The organism is Exiguobacterium sp. JMULE1 (assembly GCF_013337175.1).
GTDB lineage: Bacteria > Bacillota > Bacilli > Exiguobacteriales > Exiguobacteriaceae > Exiguobacterium_A > Exiguobacterium_A indicum.
In genome coordinates this window covers 1,826,188-1,841,952 of the sequence record NZ_SGWC01000002.1, presented here as the reverse complement: position 1 = coordinate 1,841,952, position 15,765 = coordinate 1,826,188, and the positions used below count along the sequence as shown (strand labels likewise).

At 44.7% G+C, this 15,765-nt stretch carries 17 protein-coding genes; all 17 read left to right on the top strand.

Annotated elements, in window-relative coordinates:
* The first annotated feature begins 3 nt into the window (after window positions 1–3).
* Window positions 4–1,056, top strand: coding sequence for a flagellar biosynthesis protein FlhF (locus tag EXW93_RS09985; RefSeq protein ID WP_023468701.1), 1,053 nt, complete (start codon window positions 4–6; stop codon window positions 1,054–1,056).
* Entirely contained in the window at window positions 1,053–1,907 is an 855-nt protein-coding gene (locus EXW93_RS09980) for a MinD/ParA family protein (protein ID WP_035396779.1), read from the top strand. Before EXW93_RS09985 ends, EXW93_RS09980 begins: the two co-directional genes overlap by 4 nt.
* A gap of 26 nt (window positions 1,908–1,933) precedes the next feature.
* Entirely contained in the window at window positions 1,934–3,931 is a 1,998-nt protein-coding gene (locus EXW93_RS09975) for a chemotaxis protein CheA (RefSeq protein ID WP_023468699.1), read from the top strand.
* Window positions 3,932–3,942: 11 nt separating this feature from the next.
* A complete protein-coding gene (locus EXW93_RS09970) occupies window positions 3,943–4,371 on the top strand; it encodes a chemotaxis protein CheW (RefSeq protein WP_023468698.1) in 429 nt (142 codons plus the stop codon).
* Entirely contained in the window at window positions 4,364–4,972 is a 609-nt protein-coding gene (locus EXW93_RS09965; RefSeq protein WP_023468697.1) for a chemotaxis protein CheC, read from the top strand. Before EXW93_RS09970 ends, EXW93_RS09965 begins: the two co-directional genes overlap by 8 nt.
* Complete coding sequence (locus EXW93_RS09960; RefSeq protein WP_023468696.1) at window positions 4,965–5,447, top strand: chemotaxis protein CheD; 483 nt, start codon at window positions 4,965–4,967, stop codon at window positions 5,445–5,447. The genes EXW93_RS09965 and EXW93_RS09960 overlap by 8 nt, the downstream gene beginning before the upstream one ends.
* A 13-nt stretch (window positions 5,448–5,460) precedes the next feature.
* Entirely contained in the window at window positions 5,461–6,234 is a 774-nt protein-coding gene (locus tag EXW93_RS09955) for a FliA/WhiG family RNA polymerase sigma factor (protein WP_023468695.1), read from the top strand.
* A gap of 13 nt (window positions 6,235–6,247) precedes the next feature.
* Window positions 6,248–6,709 carry a hypothetical protein gene (locus tag EXW93_RS09950; protein ID WP_023468694.1) on the top strand — a complete coding sequence of 154 codons (462 nt, stop codon included), beginning with the start codon at window positions 6,248–6,250 and terminating at the stop codon, window positions 6,707–6,709.
* A 129-nt stretch (window positions 6,710–6,838) separates the two neighbouring features.
* Entirely contained in the window at window positions 6,839–7,573 is a 735-nt protein-coding gene (gene rpsB, locus EXW93_RS09945) for a 30S ribosomal protein S2 (RefSeq protein ID WP_012370721.1), read from the top strand.
* Between the two features lie 82 nt (window positions 7,574–7,655).
* A complete protein-coding gene (tsf, locus tag EXW93_RS09940) occupies window positions 7,656–8,537 on the top strand; it encodes a translation elongation factor Ts (RefSeq protein WP_023468693.1) in 882 nt (293 codons plus the stop codon).
* Between the two features lie 111 nt (window positions 8,538–8,648).
* Window positions 8,649–9,368, top strand: coding sequence for a UMP kinase (gene pyrH / locus EXW93_RS09935; protein WP_023468692.1), 720 nt, complete (start codon window positions 8,649–8,651; stop codon window positions 9,366–9,368).
* Between the two features lies 1 nt (window position 9,369).
* Window positions 9,370–9,927, top strand: coding sequence for a ribosome recycling factor (gene frr, locus EXW93_RS09930; protein ID WP_023468691.1), 558 nt, complete (start codon window positions 9,370–9,372; stop codon window positions 9,925–9,927).
* A gap of 79 nt (window positions 9,928–10,006) precedes the next feature.
* Entirely contained in the window at window positions 10,007–10,747 is a 741-nt protein-coding gene (locus EXW93_RS09925; protein WP_023468690.1) for an undecaprenyl pyrophosphate synthase, read from the top strand.
* 19 nt (window positions 10,748–10,766) lie between these two features.
* On the top strand, window positions 10,767–11,567 hold the full coding sequence (locus tag EXW93_RS09920; RefSeq protein WP_023468689.1) for a phosphatidate cytidylyltransferase: 801 nt from the start codon (window positions 10,767–10,769) through the stop codon (window positions 11,565–11,567).
* 14 nt (window positions 11,568–11,581) lie between these two features.
* Window positions 11,582–12,736, top strand: coding sequence for a 1-deoxy-D-xylulose-5-phosphate reductoisomerase (locus EXW93_RS09915; protein WP_035396787.1), 1,155 nt, complete (start codon window positions 11,582–11,584; stop codon window positions 12,734–12,736).
* A gap of 14 nt (window positions 12,737–12,750) precedes the next feature.
* Window positions 12,751–13,992 carry an RIP metalloprotease RseP gene (rseP, locus tag EXW93_RS09910; protein WP_174316414.1) on the top strand — a complete coding sequence of 414 codons (1,242 nt, stop codon included), beginning with the start codon at window positions 12,751–12,753 and terminating at the stop codon, window positions 13,990–13,992.
* Between the two features lie 34 nt (window positions 13,993–14,026).
* Window positions 14,027–15,727: a proline--tRNA ligase gene (locus EXW93_RS09905; RefSeq protein WP_023468686.1), complete on the top strand. Its 1,701-nt coding sequence runs from the start codon at window positions 14,027–14,029 to the stop codon at window positions 15,725–15,727.
* Window positions 15,728–15,765: the final 38 nt, after the last annotated feature.

Genomic DNA, 15,765 nt, shown 5'->3' with positions numbered 1-15,765 from the left:
GCAATGATAGTGAAAAAAATCGTAGCAGATACGGTGGCTGAAGCAATGGAGCGAGTTAAACAGGAGTTAGGCGAAGAAGCTATCATCTTGAATACACGGCATATAAAAGTCGGTGGTATTTTCGGGGTTTTTGCAAAACGAAAAGTAGAATTGGTCGGTTCGGTGGATGAACATGTAGAGGATAAAAGGACTGTTAAAGTAGAACAGCCGAATAGAGTGAACCTTCATGTAAACCAAATAGAACAGCGATCAATCGTAGAACGCCCTACAATTATTACGACAGGGGAAAGACCATTACCAAGAGAACTAAGACAGTACGCTAAGTTACTTGTGGAGCCAGCGTTGAATCAGTTGGCAGAACACCTACACGAGAAACTTGTGTCAACTTATTATCAAACGCAGCAAGCTGAATTGAACACGGTATTACTCGAAGAGGTTCAAGCGAAGATTCGGACGAAAACGACGCATTCGAAATTCATTATGTTAACAGGTCCTACAGGTGTCGGAAAGACGACTACGATTGCAAAACTAGCAGCACATTTTACGTTAACAGAAAAAAAACGAGTCGGTCTTATTACGACGGATACATATCGGATATCTGCCATTGAACAATTAAACACATATGCAGATATACTAGGTATCCCGATTCATGTTGCATACGATCTGAATGACTTTGAACAAGCGAAAGAAGCATTACAATCATGCGATATCGTTCTGATTGACACAGCGGGTAGGAATTTCCTTGATGTCGGGTATGTTGAACAATTAAAAAGTCGGCATACTTTTGAAGAGACGGATGTATTTCTCGTACTCAGTCTGACTGCGAAATATCAAGATCTACTTCGTATGTATGATCGCTTTCAATCCGTACCTGTATCTGGAATTATTTTCTCAAAAGCGGACGAGACAAGTGAATTATGGTCAATCGTTGGTCTCGCGGAAGAAAGTGATGTACCCATCTATTGTATAACCACTGGTCAAGAAGTACCTGAAGATATCTTGTTTAGTTCTGTAGAAGAGATATCCCAGATGATCGTCGAGAGAGGAATGGGATGATGCAAGAAGATCAAGCTCGAGTCCTACGCTCTAAGTTATCCGTAAATGAAACTAAAACGATTGCTATTGTTAGTGGTAAAGGTGGCGTTGGGAAAACGAACGTCGCTGTCAACTTAGGTGTTGCTCTATCTCTTCAAAACAAGAAGGTACTTATTATCGATTTAGATATCGGTATGGCCAACATTGGTATTTTACTCGGTAAATCTTCTAAGTTATCACTGATGGAATGTGTGAAGAAAAGAGAATCACTACAACAGTCAATTGTAGAATATTCACCAACCCTTCAGTTCATTCATGGGGGAAGTGGATTTGCTGAATTGACGAATTTCACGAGTGATGACATTACCTTTTTATTACGTGAATTTCGATTCTTCTATGAATATGATTATGTATTACTTGATCTAGGTGCCGGTGCTAATCATCAAACGTTTGATTTCATTGGTAGTGCAGATGAAGCATGGCTAGTTGTTACACCAGAACCTACTTCCATCATGGATGGGTACGCGTTTGTAAAATTAGCCCATCATCATGCGAATGAATTGCCTGTTTCCGTGATTGTTAATCGAGCTACGAATGGTGAAGAAGCTCTTGAAACATTTGATCGGCTCGAATTAGTCAGCTCTCAATTTTTAAGAAAATCACTACGTTTCATTGGTTTTCTACCTGAAGATCAAACAGTAGTGAAAGCGGTCAAAGCCCAAATGCCATTTTATATCATGGATCGAAAAAGTCATGTCAGTTGGCGAATGGATCACATTACTACTTCATTGACGGGTGTTCGCGTAAAAGAACGAAAGTTTTTAGATCGATTATTAAGTCGGCTAAAGCATGGGAAAGATCATGTCCATTAAGTTGGAAATAAAGGAGGAAATCATTCATGGACTTAAATGAATATGTAGGATTGTTCCTTGATGAATCAATGGAGCACCTTCAAGCAATCAATACAAGCTTATTGGATTTCGAACAACGTATGGATGACGAAGCTGTCATTGATCAAATTTTCCGGTCAGCTCACACACTCAAAGGAATGGCAGGAACGATGGGGTATGATGCTATCGCTGACTTAACGCATGAAATGGAGAGTGCTCTCGATTTAGTTCGCTCTAAAAAACAACCAGCTACTTCCGAACTGATTGATGTATTATTCGTCGCGGCAGAACAACTTGAAACGATGGTTGAAGATATTAGTCGAGGCGGAAAAGGAAAGTTAGATGTAACGGAGACGGTTAATCGATTGAAGCGATTCATTCAACCGAATGATGTACAAGTTGAAACGAATGTTCTACCTACTACGCAACAGAATTTTGAATGTGATGTCTATTCAAAAGCGGTTGTCCAACAATCGATTGCAGCAGGCTATCAAGCATACGTGTTATCAGTCGAACTATCAGCTGATGTCATCTTAAAAGCTGCTCGCGTTTATATGGTGTTTGATCGTCTTCAATCACTGGGGGACGTCATTTTATCAAATCCGACTTCAGATGACTTAGAGCAAGAACATTTTGATACATCATTTGAGATTTTATTCGTAACACAAAGTGAAAAAGAGACGATTCGAGAAGCAGTTGAAGCCGTATCAGAAGTGGCGAATGTTTCCATCGTCCCTTTTGAGACGACGTCAGAAGCAGAAGTTGCCACTTCTACGTTGCAACAAGAACCTGTTACTGAAGAGATTCAAAAAGAGGCGACTTCTACGACGAGTGAACCAATGGATGTCACTGCACCAGTCGCTTCAAAAACGATCCGTGTCAATCTTGAACGGATTGACCGCCTCATGAACTTATTTGAGGAGTTCATCATCGATCGAGGTCGCTTAGAACGAATTGCGGCAGAAGTAGGTTCTCCTGAATTGACGGATACTGTTGAGCGAATTAAGCGTGGGACGAACGAATTACAGTCTCTCGTATTGACTTTACGTATGATGCCAATTGAACAAGTATTTAATCGTTTCCCACGAATGGTACGTTCTGTATCGAAAGATGTCGGAAAACACATAAAACTTCATATCACTGGTGCTGAGACAGAGTTGGATCGAACAGTCATCGATGAGATCGGAGATCCATTAGTTCACTTGATTCGTAATGCAATCGATCATGGAATCGAAAACAAAGCGGACCGAATTCTTGCTGGAAAACCTGTTGAAGGGAATTTATCATTACGCGCCTATCATTCGGGAAATCGAGTCTTCATTGAAATCGAAGATGATGGTGCTGGAATTAACCACGAGCGCGTCACACGAATCGCGATTGAAAAGGGGCTAATTACGGAAGAAGAGGCGGCACTATTAACAATTGAAGAAGCATCGATGTTATTATTCGCTCCAGGTTTTTCGACAGCAGAAACGGTGACAGATTTGTCCGGGCGAGGTGTAGGACTCGATGTTGTGAAATCCAAGATTGAATCTCTTGGTGGGGAAGTATTTGTAGAAACACGTCGTGGTGAAGGTACTATTTTCCGAATTAGTCTACCACTTACGTTATCTATCATTTCAGCAATGTTGGTTGAACTTGGTAAAGAAACGTATGCTATTCCGTTGACGGCAATCATTGAGACAACATCGTTAAGAAGCTCTTCGATCTTACAGGCGCATCGCGAGAAAGTATTCGATTTCCGTGGACAATTGGTTCCATTGATCTCATTAAATGAAGTCTATGGATTGCCGCAACATGAGGCGGAGGCTTACTCCGTTGTTGTTGTTCGTAGTGGTGAAAAGCTGGCAGGTTTAATCGTTTCTGAACTGATTGGACAACAAGAAATTGTCATGAAGCCGCTAGGTAGTTATCTCGAAGGTATTCGGGCTATTTCCGGAGCAACTATACTTGGCGATGGGCAAGTGGCATTAATCATTGACAGTAACGCTCTATTACGAAAGTGAGGGAATTGAAGATGGAACAAAAGTGGGTTGTTTTTCAACTAGAAGAGAATTCATATGGGATTGACGTACAATCTGTTCGTTCAATTGAACGTCTCATTCCCATCACACGAATTCCAAATGCTGCTTCTTACGTTAAAGGTGTAATTAATTTGCGTGGAGTCGTAACACCTGTGATTGATTTACGTTCACGTTTAGGTTTTGACGTGATCGAAGAAACAGAAGAAACACGGATCATCATTGCAACACTTGAGCACGGAGACGCTGGATTCATCGTTGATCGAGCGAATGAAGTCGTAGAATCTTCTGAAGTTAGAATCGAGCCTTTGGGCGAACAAAAACAGGAAGATGCATCTTACCTAACGGCAGTCGCAAAAGGAGAAGACCAACTGTTTTCTTTAATCGAACCAAATCGATTATTTGAGGATATCGTTCATGCTTAATTCAGATCAAAAAGATATTTTCAGAGAAATTGGAAATATCGGAGCAGGTCATGCTGCTACAGCATTGTCTACACTTTTAGGGAAACCAATTGAAATCGAAGTGCCTTCTGCCGAATTAGAATCGTTTACAACGATCATAGATCGTGTGGGCGGTGCAGAAGCTTACACGGCTGGCGCATTGTTACGGTTTTCAGGTGATATTCGAGCGACCTTGCTTTTTTTGATGCCACTCCATGATGCAGAAAAGTTAATTGGACAGCTAATGAAATCTGAATTCCAATTTTTCTCTGATTCTCATGAAATGGGGGTTTCTGCCTGGGAGGAAATCGGGAATATACTAATTGGGGCATATGCACGATCGATTTCAGATTGGTTGGATTTGTCCCTCCAAGTCAGTGTTCCTGCTTCTGCATTTGATATGGTTGGCGCACTTCTCGAGGTGGCATTGCTTGAATCTTCAACACCGGGAAATATGGCTTTGTATATCGACACTCATCTTTCTAGTGCCGGGAATGAATTGACTGGACACTTGCTTCTCCTTCCAGAAGCAAATGCGTTTCAGACAGTTTTTCAGCGATTGGGTGTGGACATTGATGGATGAACTCATACGTATTGGAATTGCAGAATACGCAATCAGCAAACAGCCTGTCATTCTTCGCACTGCTGGTCTTGGTTCTTGCGTTGGGGTCGTCATCTATGATCAAGAGCGAGGGTTATCAAGCATGGCACATGTGATGTTGCCAGATTCGGCCATTAGTCGTAATCGCGAGGCAGAAATCGGTAAGTTTGCAGATACTGCTATTTTAGAAATCGTAAAACGCTTACGAGCAAATGGTGCATTACGCTTACGTGCTAAGATTGCTGGTGGTGCACAGATGTTCCAATTCAAATACGAACATGAATCGATGCGAATTGGAGAACGAAACATTGCGTCCGTCAAAGATATGTTACAAAAGACAGGAATCCCACTCGTTGCAGAAGATGTAGGTGGCACGAATGGGCGGACGATCGAGTTCCACTCAAAGTCAGGACGTCTCGTTATCCGGACAGTAAATGTCGGGACGTTGGAAATATAGAGGAGGAATGGTCATGCGTGAGGAATTACAACAACTTTGGGATCGATGGCTATCGACACGTGATATCACGGTAGCAGATGAATTACTTTTGAATTACGAGCCTCTCGTTCAGTATCATGTTCAACGACTAAGTGCAACATTACCTAAAAGTGTCGATCGGGATGAATTGAAAAGTTTAGGGATGATGGGATTGTACGATGCTCTTCAAAAATTCGATCAAAATCATAATAATAAATTCGACACGTATGCCGCCTTTCGGATTCGAGGAGCAATTTTAGACGGATTGCGAAAAATCGATTGGTTACCACGTTCTTTACGAGAAAAAGCAAAGCGGGTCGAAGCAGCTGTTGAAATACTAGAGCAATCTCTTCAAAGAACTCCGACGATTGAAGAAGTATCTTCGATTGTAGAAATGTCTACAGATGAAGTGAAGAGTGCGTTAGCTGAAAGTTATTTTGCAAATATATTATCGATTGACGAAGCCGTCACTTTACAAGATGAAGGGAAAGCAATGACCGTTTCCTATCTAGACCCTGATACTGCGACTCCGGAAGACATGTTATTAATGCGTGAGTTGATTGCTAAATTAGCAGAGGAAGTGAAAGAGCTGTCAGAAAAAGAACAACTCGTCGTTTCCTTGTTCTACTATGAAGAATTAACATTGACTGAGATTGGCGAAATCCTTGAATTGTCAACATCTCGAATTTCTCAAATCCACTCTAAGGCTCTCCGTAAATTAAAAAATGCATTGGGAAGTGCCTACTTAGCAGATCGTGTCGCAATGTGAAAGGAAATCAATCATGACAGTCGTGTATATACTCTTAGCAGCTCTTATATGCTACGCACTACTTGTGCTGTTTCGTCAGCAAGCGGATTTAAAAGATCGTATATCCCGTTTAGAGCTTGAAAAAAGCGAAACAGAGCAAGTTTTATTAAGCTTTATGGAGCAAGTAAATGAAATGACCGAGCAGAACGTAAAATCTGAGGTATCATCTAATCCTATAAATGAAACATATCAGAATCCATCAATAGAATCAGTTTTACCTGAGGAAAATGGTGTACAAAATGAACGAGCTGAATCATATATTGAAACACCAGTTCCTTCTGAAGTACAGAACGAAGAACAGGTCTTAACAGATGTGGAGCAGGCTTTACGCGAAGGAACAGATCTTGAGACACTCGCTCGTTCTTTGAACCGGGGAACGGGTGAGGTCGCTTTAATTGCTAAACTTTCTCGTCAAACGAAGGTTGCTCCTCGTTAATCTTTATGCTATATTAGTTTACGGTGTTAATTACGCACGCATGTATCGCCAGCTGCGGTGCCTTTAATAGGTTAGCTGGACAGACGATCATCGCGGAGGACATCCAAAACCCAAAAGGAGGAATTCATCATGGCAGTAATCTCGATGAAACAATTGTTAGAAGCTGGTGTACACTTCGGTCACCAAACACGCCGTTGGAACCCAAAAATGGCGAAATACATCTTCACAGAACGGAACGGAATCTACATCATCGACCTTCAAAAAACGGTCAAAAAAGTAGACGAAGCATACAACTTCATCCGTGAAGTAGCGTCTGAAGGCGGAAACGTTCTTTTCGTTGGTACGAAAAAACAAGCTCAAGACACTGTGAAAGAAGAAGCGATCCGTGCAGGTCAATACTTCATCAACGAACGTTGGTTGGGTGGAACTCTCACGAACTTCTCTACAATCAAAAAACGTATCAACCGTTTGAAACAACTCGAAAAAATGGAAGAGAACGGTACATTCGAAGTTCTTCCTAAAAAAGAAGTCATCATTCTTAAAAAAGAAATGACTCGTCTTGAGAAATTCCTCGGCGGTATCAAAGATATGCCAGGCGTTCCGGATGCACTCTTCATCGTTGACCCACGCAAAGAGCGTATCGCGATTGCAGAAGCACACAAACTCAACATCCCAATCGTTGCGATTGTTGATACGAACTGTGATCCAGACGAAATCGACTACGTCATCCCAGCGAACGACGATGCGATCCGTGCAGTCAAATTGCTCACTGGTAAAATGGCTGACGCAATCCTCGAAGTTAAACAAGGCGAAGATAACGTAGCACCTGAAACTACTGAAGAAGTAGTAGCAGACGCTGAGTAATTCGTGATGCCAGGTGATAAAGGGAATCGACCTTTTATCACCTTTTTTTTGAAACTAAGGATGTTATAAGGAGGAATATCGAATGGCTATTACAGCAGCAATGGTTAAAGAACTTCGTGAAAAAACAGGTGCAGGTATGCTCGACTGCAAAAAAGCACTCGTTGAAACTGACGGTGACATGAACGCAGCAGTAGATTTCTTGCGTGAAAAAGGGATTGCTAAAGCAGCAGCAAAAGGCGATCGTATCGCAGCTGAAGGGTTGACTGCAGTTGCAGTTGACGGCAACAAAGCGGCACTCGTTGAAATCAACTCAGAAACAGACTTCGTTGCGAAAAACGAACGTTTCCAAACACTCGTTCAAAACATCGCAGACGCTGTTCTCCGTAACGGTTCTGAGACAGCAGAAGCTGCTCTTGCTTCTGAATACGAAGCAGGCAAAACAATCGACACATACATCTCAGAAGAAGCTTCAACAATCGGAGAGAAAATCTCACTCCGTCGCGTAGCGCTCTTCACAAAAGCAGATGATGCAGTCTTCGGTTCTTACCTCCACATGGGTGGTCGCATCGGTTCAGTCGTCGTTATCGAAGGTACGACAGACGAAACAGTTGCAAAAGACGTTGCAATGCACATCGCAGCAGCACGTCCACTTTACGTTGACCGTACTTCTGTCACAGAAGAAGAAAAAGCACGTGAAGAAAAAGTCCTCACTGAGCAAGCATTGAACGAAGGAAAACCAGCTAACATCGTTGAAAAAATGATCGTTGGTCGTATGAACAAGTTCTTCGAGGAAATCTGCCTCGTCGATCAAACGTTCGTTAAGGATCCAGACTTCAAAGTTGGTAAATATGTAGAATCTAAAGGCGGTAAAGTCGTGTCATTCGTACGCTTCGAAGTTGGAGAAGGTATGGAAAAACGCGAAGAGAACTTCGCTGAAGAAGTTATGAACCAACTTAAAAAATAAGAATCGGGATCATCCTGATGACAAGAGAAGGAACACGTATGCTTCAATCCACTTTCGTGTGGAAGTGGTTCGTGTTCCTTTTTTACGGAATTTAGCAAGGGGGACATAGTCATGCAACCGAAATATAACCGGATTGTGTTAAAATTGAGCGGAGAAGCGCTCGCAGGAGATCAAGGGTTTGGGATTAATCCTGTCATCGTCAAATCCATCTCGGAACAGATTCGCGAATTGATTGAATTAAATGTTGAAGTAGCGGTCGTTGTCGGAGCTGGAAATATTTGGCGTGGTAAAACAGGTGCAGAACTTGGGATGGACCGGGCCAATGCCGATTATATGGGGATGCTAGCGACAGTCATGAACTCGCTTGCGCTTCAAGACAGTTTAGAAGATGTAGGTGTTGAAACACGTGTTCAAACATCGATCGAGATGCGCCAAGTAGCAGAACCATATATTCGTCGCCGTGCAATGCGTCATCTTGAAAAAGGACGAGTTGTTATTTTTGCAGCAGGTACCGGAAATCCTTATTTCTCAACTGACACAACGGCTGCTCTTCGTGCAGCAGAAATCGAAGCAGAAGTCATCTTGATGGCGAAAAACAATGTCGATGGTGTGTACTCAGCGGATCCGAACGTTGATCCAGAAGCGAAAAAATTCGAGACGCTCTCTTACTTGGATGTCTTAAAAGATGGACTCCAAGTCATGGATTCTACAGCTACATCACTTTGTATGGACAATGACATCCCGCTCATCGTCTTCTCGTTGATGGAAGAAGGTAACATCAAACGTGTCGTCATCGGTGACGAAATCGGGACAATCGTAAGGGGGAACTAATATGTCAAAAGAAATCTTAAAACAAGCCGAAGAACGGATGGAAAAAGCACATCTTTCACTTAAGAAGGAACTTGCGACACTCCGTGCAGGTCGTGCGAACGTTGCGATTTTGGATCCCGTTCAAGTCGAATACTATGGTTCACCAACACCGCTGAATCAAGTAGCGAATGTCAACACACCAGAGGCACGCCTAATCTTGATCACTCCTTGGGATAAGTCAATGGTGAGTGAGATTGAAAAAGCGATTCAACGTGCTGATCTTGGTCTTGCACCATCATCTGATGGTACGGTCATCCGTCTTGCGATTCCACCATTAACGGAAGAGCGTCGGAAGGAACTGGTTAAACTCGTCAAGAAGTATACGGAAGAAGGCAAGGTTGCCCTCCGTAACATTCGTCGTGACACGAACGAACAGTTGAAGAAACAAGAAAAAGATGGTGCATTGACAGAAGATGATCTACGTGGTTATACAGAAGATGTTCAGACGTTGACAGACAAGTTCGTCAAACAACTTGATCAAACGGCAACGGAAAAAGAACAAGAAATCATGGAAGTATGACGCGACGGATCGTCATGTGGGGGACTCTTTGTCACACGAAGAGTCCCTTTCTTCATAATTGAGAGAGGAGGAAGTGCGAATGTTTCAATGGTTGAATCAGACGAAAGAAACCGAAACCTATGAACGGGTGCCAGAACATGTTGCGATCATCATGGATGGAAATGGACGATGGGCAAAAAAACGTGGGCTTCCGCGAATTATGGGACATCGTGAAGGGATGAAATCGATTCGAGAAGTCGTTCGAGTTGCAAATGAGCTTGGTATCAGAAGCTTGACACTATATGCCTTTTCAACTGAAAACTGGACGCGTCCAGAAGAAGAAGTTAATTTTTTGATGAAGCTCCCAGCTCAGTTTTTAGAATCAGATTTGAAAGAACTCGATGCCCAAAATGTTAAGGTCGAGGTAGCAGGTGAAGTATCTCGCCTCCCTCATTTCACGCGTGAGGCGGTCGAACAAGCGAAACTGGATACGCAACACAATACAGGACTTCGTCTGATTTTCGCTCTGAATTATGGAGGACGCGATGAACTCGTGCAAGTCATGCAAAAACTGGGCGCACAGGTTCAGGCAGGAACATTGTCACCGGATGCGATTACACCGGAGACGATCGAGCGCGAGCTAATGACAGGATCCGTAACCGATGTCGATTTCGTGATTCGAACGAGTGGCGAACAACGGTTATCGAACTTCTTACTTTGGCAAGCGGCGTACGCAGAGTTTTATTTTACAGATGTCTTGTGGCCAGAGTTTCGTCGGGATGCTTTCTTGGCAGCAATTGAAGATTACAATCAACGGACACGCCGATTTGGCGGCGTCTGATTAAATGAGGAACTAGCTTATGAAAACTCGGATTATCACAGGGATATGGGCAGGCGCCATCTTTTTGGCGCTTTTGTACATCGGTGGACTTCCCTTTTTAGCGTTTATGGCAGTACTAACGATTCTCGGTTATACCGAGCTCGTCCGGATGCGACAATGGAGCGGCTCGCGCATTCCACGGATTTTATTCGGGATCGGTACGTTATTACCATTCGTCGGTATCTATGAAGAGGCAGTCGATCGGACACTCCCAATCGGACTTTCACCAATCGCTTGGGCAATGATCATTTTATTGATCGGTCTCTTTTGGAACGTGTTTTCGAAAAATGTCTTTACGTTCGATGATGTCGCCTTTTTACTTCTGACTGCGGTTTATGTTGGTGTCGGTTTTGCATCGTTCGCCTACATCCGCTTACTCGAACATGGATTAACGTGGTCGCTCTTGATCATTCTCTTGATCTGGTTTACGGATTCAGGGGCGTACTTCGTCGGGAAACGATTTGGTAAGAATAAACTGTGGCCGTCAATCAGCCCGAACAAAACGATTGAAGGGGCAGTCGGTGGCGTGCTACTTGCCATCTTACTCGGTGTCGTGTTTGAAAGTATCGAACCGACAGTCGGTTTTGGGAAAGTCATTGTCCTTGCCATCATCGTTGCCGTCGTTGGGCAACTTGGTGACTTGGTCCAGTCCGCTTACAAACGCCATTATGGTGTGAAGGATTCTGGAACGTTACTACCGGGCCATGGTGGTATTCTAGATCGGTTCGACAGCATGATGATCGTCTTTACGGTCCTCGTCGTACTCGATATCTTTGCTTGAGGAGGCACTTCATTATGAAGAAAATCAGTATCATCGGTGGAACGGGATCGATTGGTACGCAGACACTTGATGTCATTGCGGCTAATCCAGACCTTTTTGAATTGACGAGTTTTGCATTTGGTCGCAACACGACGGTCGCCGTACCGTGGTTGAATCGTTTGCAACCGATGCTTGTCGGAGTTCAAGATGAGACAACACGTCAAGAACTCGAGCAGCAGTTGAGTTATCAGCCGACGATCGTCATCGGTGAAGAAGGATTGCTTGATATCGTGACGCATCCTGAAGTCGATACAGTCATTACAGCGGTCGTAGGAGCTGTCGGCTTACGTCCGACGCTTGCCGCGATCGAGGCGGGTAAGACGATTGGTCTTGCGAACAAAGAAACACTCGTCACGGCAGGGCACCTTGTCATGAAGCTCGCGCGCGAAAAAAACGTGACGATTTTACCTGTTGATAGTGAACATGCGGCAATCTTCCAATGCTTGAACGGGGAGCGGCGAGAGGATATGCGTCAAATCATCTTAACGGCGTCAGGCGGAAGCTTCCGTGATCAATCACGGGAAGATCTGGCAGACGTGACGGTCGAACAAGCACTGGCGCATCCGAACTGGTCGATGGGAGCAAAAATCACGATTGATTCGGCGACGATGATGAACAAAGGGTTCGAAGTCATTGAAGCGCACTGGTTATTTGATGTCGACTATGCGGATATCGATGTCGTCATTCATCGTGAATCGATCATCCACTCGATGGTTGAGTTCAACGATGGTGCCGTCATGGCGCAGCTTGGTATGCCCGACATGCGGGAGCCGATTCAGTACGCTCTTACATATCCGTCCCGCCTTGAAATCCAAGGGGGAGAACGGTTAAACTTAAAGGAAATCGGACGCTTACACTTTGCTGATGCTTCATTCGAACGTTATCCGTTGTTACGACTTGCTTTTGAAGCGGGTCAAGCCGGTGGTTCGATGCCATCAGTACTCAATGCTGCGAACGAACAAGCAGTGGACCGTTTTTTAAAAGGGGACATTCGCTTTTTAGAAATCGAAGCGAGCGTTGAGGCGGCGCTTCAAGCTCATACCCTTATCGACGAGCCTTCCTTGGATCAAATCCTTGAAGCCGATCGATGGGCGCGTGAGTTCGTATCGTCTCTTACATTCGCTAACTAAGGATGGGATAAGTAATGACGACCTTTATTTCAATCGTACTGATGTTCGGTGTACTCGTCGCCGTCCATGAATGGGGTCATCTCGTAATGGCGAAGCGGGCAGGTATTCTCTGTCGGGAATTCGCGATTGGATTTGGACCGAAGATCTTTTCAGTGTTTAAGAATGAGACGTTGTATACGGTACGCCTGTTGCCGATTGGCGGTTACGTCAAGATGGCGGGTGAAGAACCTGAACTCGTTGAGATCAAATCAGGTCAAACCGTCGGATTACAGTTAAAAGACGGTGTCATCGAGACGATTTATTTCGATTCAGATCAGCCACAAGTCGACCAAGTCGTTACTGTCGAGCGGATTGACTTGTTGCGTCAACTCGAACTCGTTGGGTTACAGGATGAGACCTCGGTCCGATACCCTGTCTCCCCGACAGCATTTCTTGTCGAAGGTCAGACACGGACACAAATTGCGCCGTATGATCGCACATTTGGTTCGAAATCCGTTTGGAAACGCGTCCTTGCGATTGCTGCAGGACCGTTCATGAATTTTGTCCTCGCGTTCGTCATTTTATTCGGTCTTGCCTTATATAATGGCTCTCCGACAGGGGAAAGCGTCATCGGTACAGTACAAAAAGGTTCACCTGCCGATCAAGCAGGACTTGTTGAAGGTGACCGGATCATCTCAGTCAACGGACAGGATACAGCCAAATGGACGGATTTACGTGCTGGATTCCAAGATCGTGCTGGGAAAGCGACAGAAGTAAAATATGAGCGTGATGGGAAAGAGACGACAACTGAGATCACGCCAAAAGTGCAGCAGCAAGGAGAACAGAAGGTCGGCATCATTGGTGTTACGAATGAGACAGAAAAATCATTCGGAACAGCACTACAAACGGGCGTTTCAGAAACATGGCGGATGTCGACGCTCATCGTCGGAGCTGTTGGAGATCTCGTGACCGGTGTCGTTGGCGTCGATCAATTATCAGGGCCAGTCGGGATCGTCAAGATGACCGATCAGGTCGCAGATAGTGGGTTCTCGATGCTCTTGACATGGACGGCACTGTTGTCCGTTAACTTAGCAGTCTTCAACTTGTTGCCACTTCCAGCACTTGACGGAGGACGCTTGCTGTTCCTCTTCCTTGAAGCCTTACGCGGTAAACCGGTCGATCCTCAAAAAGAAGGATTGGTTCACTTCGTCGGTTTTGCGCTTTTGATGTTACTCATGCTCGTCGTTACTTGGAACGACATTCAAAAATTCTTTTAATTAATCACTCAGTCAAAGGAGTTCGTGACTCATTATGAAACAATCAAAACTATTCATGCCAACGTTGCGTGAAGTACCATCTGATGCAGAAGCCATCAGTCACCAACTCTTGCTTCGTGCAGGATTCATGCGTCAAAATGCCGCTGGAATCTATTCGTATCTCCCACTCGCAAAACGGGTTCTCGCAAACATCGAGACAATCATTCGCGAGGAATTAGAGGCAGCGGGTGCGCAAGAATTACTGATGCCAGCGATTCAACCAGCTGAACTATGGGAAGAAACAGGACGCTGGGATATCTATGGACCTGAATTAATGCGCTTGACGGATCGTCATGATCGCCGGTTCGCGCTCGGAGCGACGCACGAGGAACTGATCACTTCAATCGTTCGTGATGAATTGAACTCGTACAAAAAGTTACCGGTCAATCTCTTCCAGATTCAAATGAAATACCGTGACGAACGTCGCCCACGTTTCGGTTTATTACGTGGTCGTGAGTTCATCATGAAAGATGCATACTCGTTCCATTCGTCACAAGAGAGCTTAGACGAAGAGTATCAAAACATGTTTGATACGTATTCGCGGATTTTCTCACGTGTGGGTCTTGAGTTCCGTCCAGTCGTCGCTGACTCGGGTGCAATCGGTGGTAGTGGAACACATGAGTTCCATGCGTTAGCAGCAATCGGTGAAGACACGATCGTCTACTCGGACCAATCGGATTATGCAGCGAACTTAGAGATGGCAGAGTCGATCGATGCCTATCCGAAGCAAGACAAAGCACCAGAAGCACTTGAAGAAGTGCATACGGCAGATGCGAAGACGATTGAAGCGGTCAGTGCACATCTGAACTTACCAGCAAATGAATCGATCAAGACCGTCATTTTCAAAACGGAACAAGGACTTGTCATGGCACTCGTCCGGGGCGATCACGAAGTCAACGATATCAAATTGAAAAACTATCTGGGCGCACTCGACATCACGATGGCGAGCGACGAAGAGATTGAAGCAGCGCTTCACTCAACGCCTGGAACACTCGGACCGATCGGGGCAGACATGAAGATCGTCGCCGATTACGCGGTACGTGCCTTGACGAACGCTGTCTGTGGTGCAAACAAAGCGGAAACACATTATATCCATGTCGATCCAAGCCGTGATTTCGAAGCAGACTATACGGACTTGCGCTTCGTCGAAGAAGGTGACGCGTCACCAGACGGCAACGGAAACGTTAAATTCGCACGTGGCATCGAAGTCGGTCAAGTCTTCAAACTCGGAACACGTTACTCTGAAGGAATGGGAGCGACGTTCCTTGATGAAGGCGGTAAAGCACAACCACTCATCATGGGATGTTACGGCATCGGTGTCTCGCGGACATTGTCGGCAGTCGTCGAACAACATTATGATGAGCGCGGAATCATTTGGCCAAAAGCGATCGCACCATACGATGTCCATTTGATTGTCGTCAATGGTAAAAATGCAGAACAGCTTGAACTCGGAGAAACACTATACCGTGAATTGACAGCTGCAGGATTCAGCGTCCTGCTTGACGACCGGAAAGAACGAGCAGGCGTCAAATTCGCCGATGCGGATTTGATTGGTCTACCGGTTCGCTTGAACGTCGGCAAAAAAGCGGCAGAAGGAATCGTCGAATTAAAAGCTCGTCGCGGTGGCGATGCAGAAGAAATTGGACAAGAACAAGTCGTTGAGGCTGTTCGTTCACTCTATGAAGGTTTAGAATAAAGAATGGAGACGGTCACTTTTCATAAAGTGACTGTTTT

Excerpts from the sequence above, each read along its gene's own strand:
- EXW93_RS09985 (WP_023468701.1), top strand. The coding sequence starts at position 4 with ATGATAGTGAAAAAAATCGTAGCAGATACGGTGGCTGAAGCAATGGAG.
- EXW93_RS09980 (WP_035396779.1), top strand. The coding sequence starts at position 1,053 with ATGATGCAAGAAGATCAAGCTCGAGTCCTACGCTCTAAGTTATCCGTA.
- EXW93_RS09975 (WP_023468699.1), top strand. The coding sequence starts at position 1,934 with ATGGACTTAAATGAATATGTAGGATTGTTCCTTGATGAATCAATGGAG.
- EXW93_RS09970 (WP_023468698.1), top strand. The coding sequence starts at position 3,943 with ATGGAACAAAAGTGGGTTGTTTTTCAACTAGAAGAGAATTCATATGGG.
- EXW93_RS09965 (WP_023468697.1), top strand. The coding sequence starts at position 4,364 with ATGCTTAATTCAGATCAAAAAGATATTTTCAGAGAAATTGGAAATATC.
- EXW93_RS09960 (WP_023468696.1), top strand. The coding sequence starts at position 4,965 with ATGGATGAACTCATACGTATTGGAATTGCAGAATACGCAATCAGCAAA.
- EXW93_RS09955 (WP_023468695.1), top strand. The coding sequence starts at position 5,461 with ATGCGTGAGGAATTACAACAACTTTGGGATCGATGGCTATCGACACGT.
- EXW93_RS09950 (WP_023468694.1), top strand. The coding sequence starts at position 6,248 with ATGACAGTCGTGTATATACTCTTAGCAGCTCTTATATGCTACGCACTA.
- rpsB (WP_012370721.1), top strand. The coding sequence starts at position 6,839 with ATGGCAGTAATCTCGATGAAACAATTGTTAGAAGCTGGTGTACACTTC.
- tsf (WP_023468693.1), top strand. The coding sequence starts at position 7,656 with ATGGCTATTACAGCAGCAATGGTTAAAGAACTTCGTGAAAAAACAGGT.
- pyrH (WP_023468692.1), top strand. The coding sequence starts at position 8,649 with ATGCAACCGAAATATAACCGGATTGTGTTAAAATTGAGCGGAGAAGCG.
- frr (WP_023468691.1), top strand. The coding sequence starts at position 9,370 with ATGTCAAAAGAAATCTTAAAACAAGCCGAAGAACGGATGGAAAAAGCA.
- EXW93_RS09925 (WP_023468690.1), top strand. The coding sequence starts at position 10,007 with ATGTTTCAATGGTTGAATCAGACGAAAGAAACCGAAACCTATGAACGG.
- EXW93_RS09920 (WP_023468689.1), top strand. The coding sequence starts at position 10,767 with ATGAAAACTCGGATTATCACAGGGATATGGGCAGGCGCCATCTTTTTG.
- EXW93_RS09915 (WP_035396787.1), top strand. The coding sequence starts at position 11,582 with ATGAAGAAAATCAGTATCATCGGTGGAACGGGATCGATTGGTACGCAG.
- rseP (WP_174316414.1), top strand. The coding sequence starts at position 12,751 with ATGACGACCTTTATTTCAATCGTACTGATGTTCGGTGTACTCGTCGCC.
- EXW93_RS09905 (WP_023468686.1), top strand. The coding sequence starts at position 14,027 with ATGAAACAATCAAAACTATTCATGCCAACGTTGCGTGAAGTACCATCT.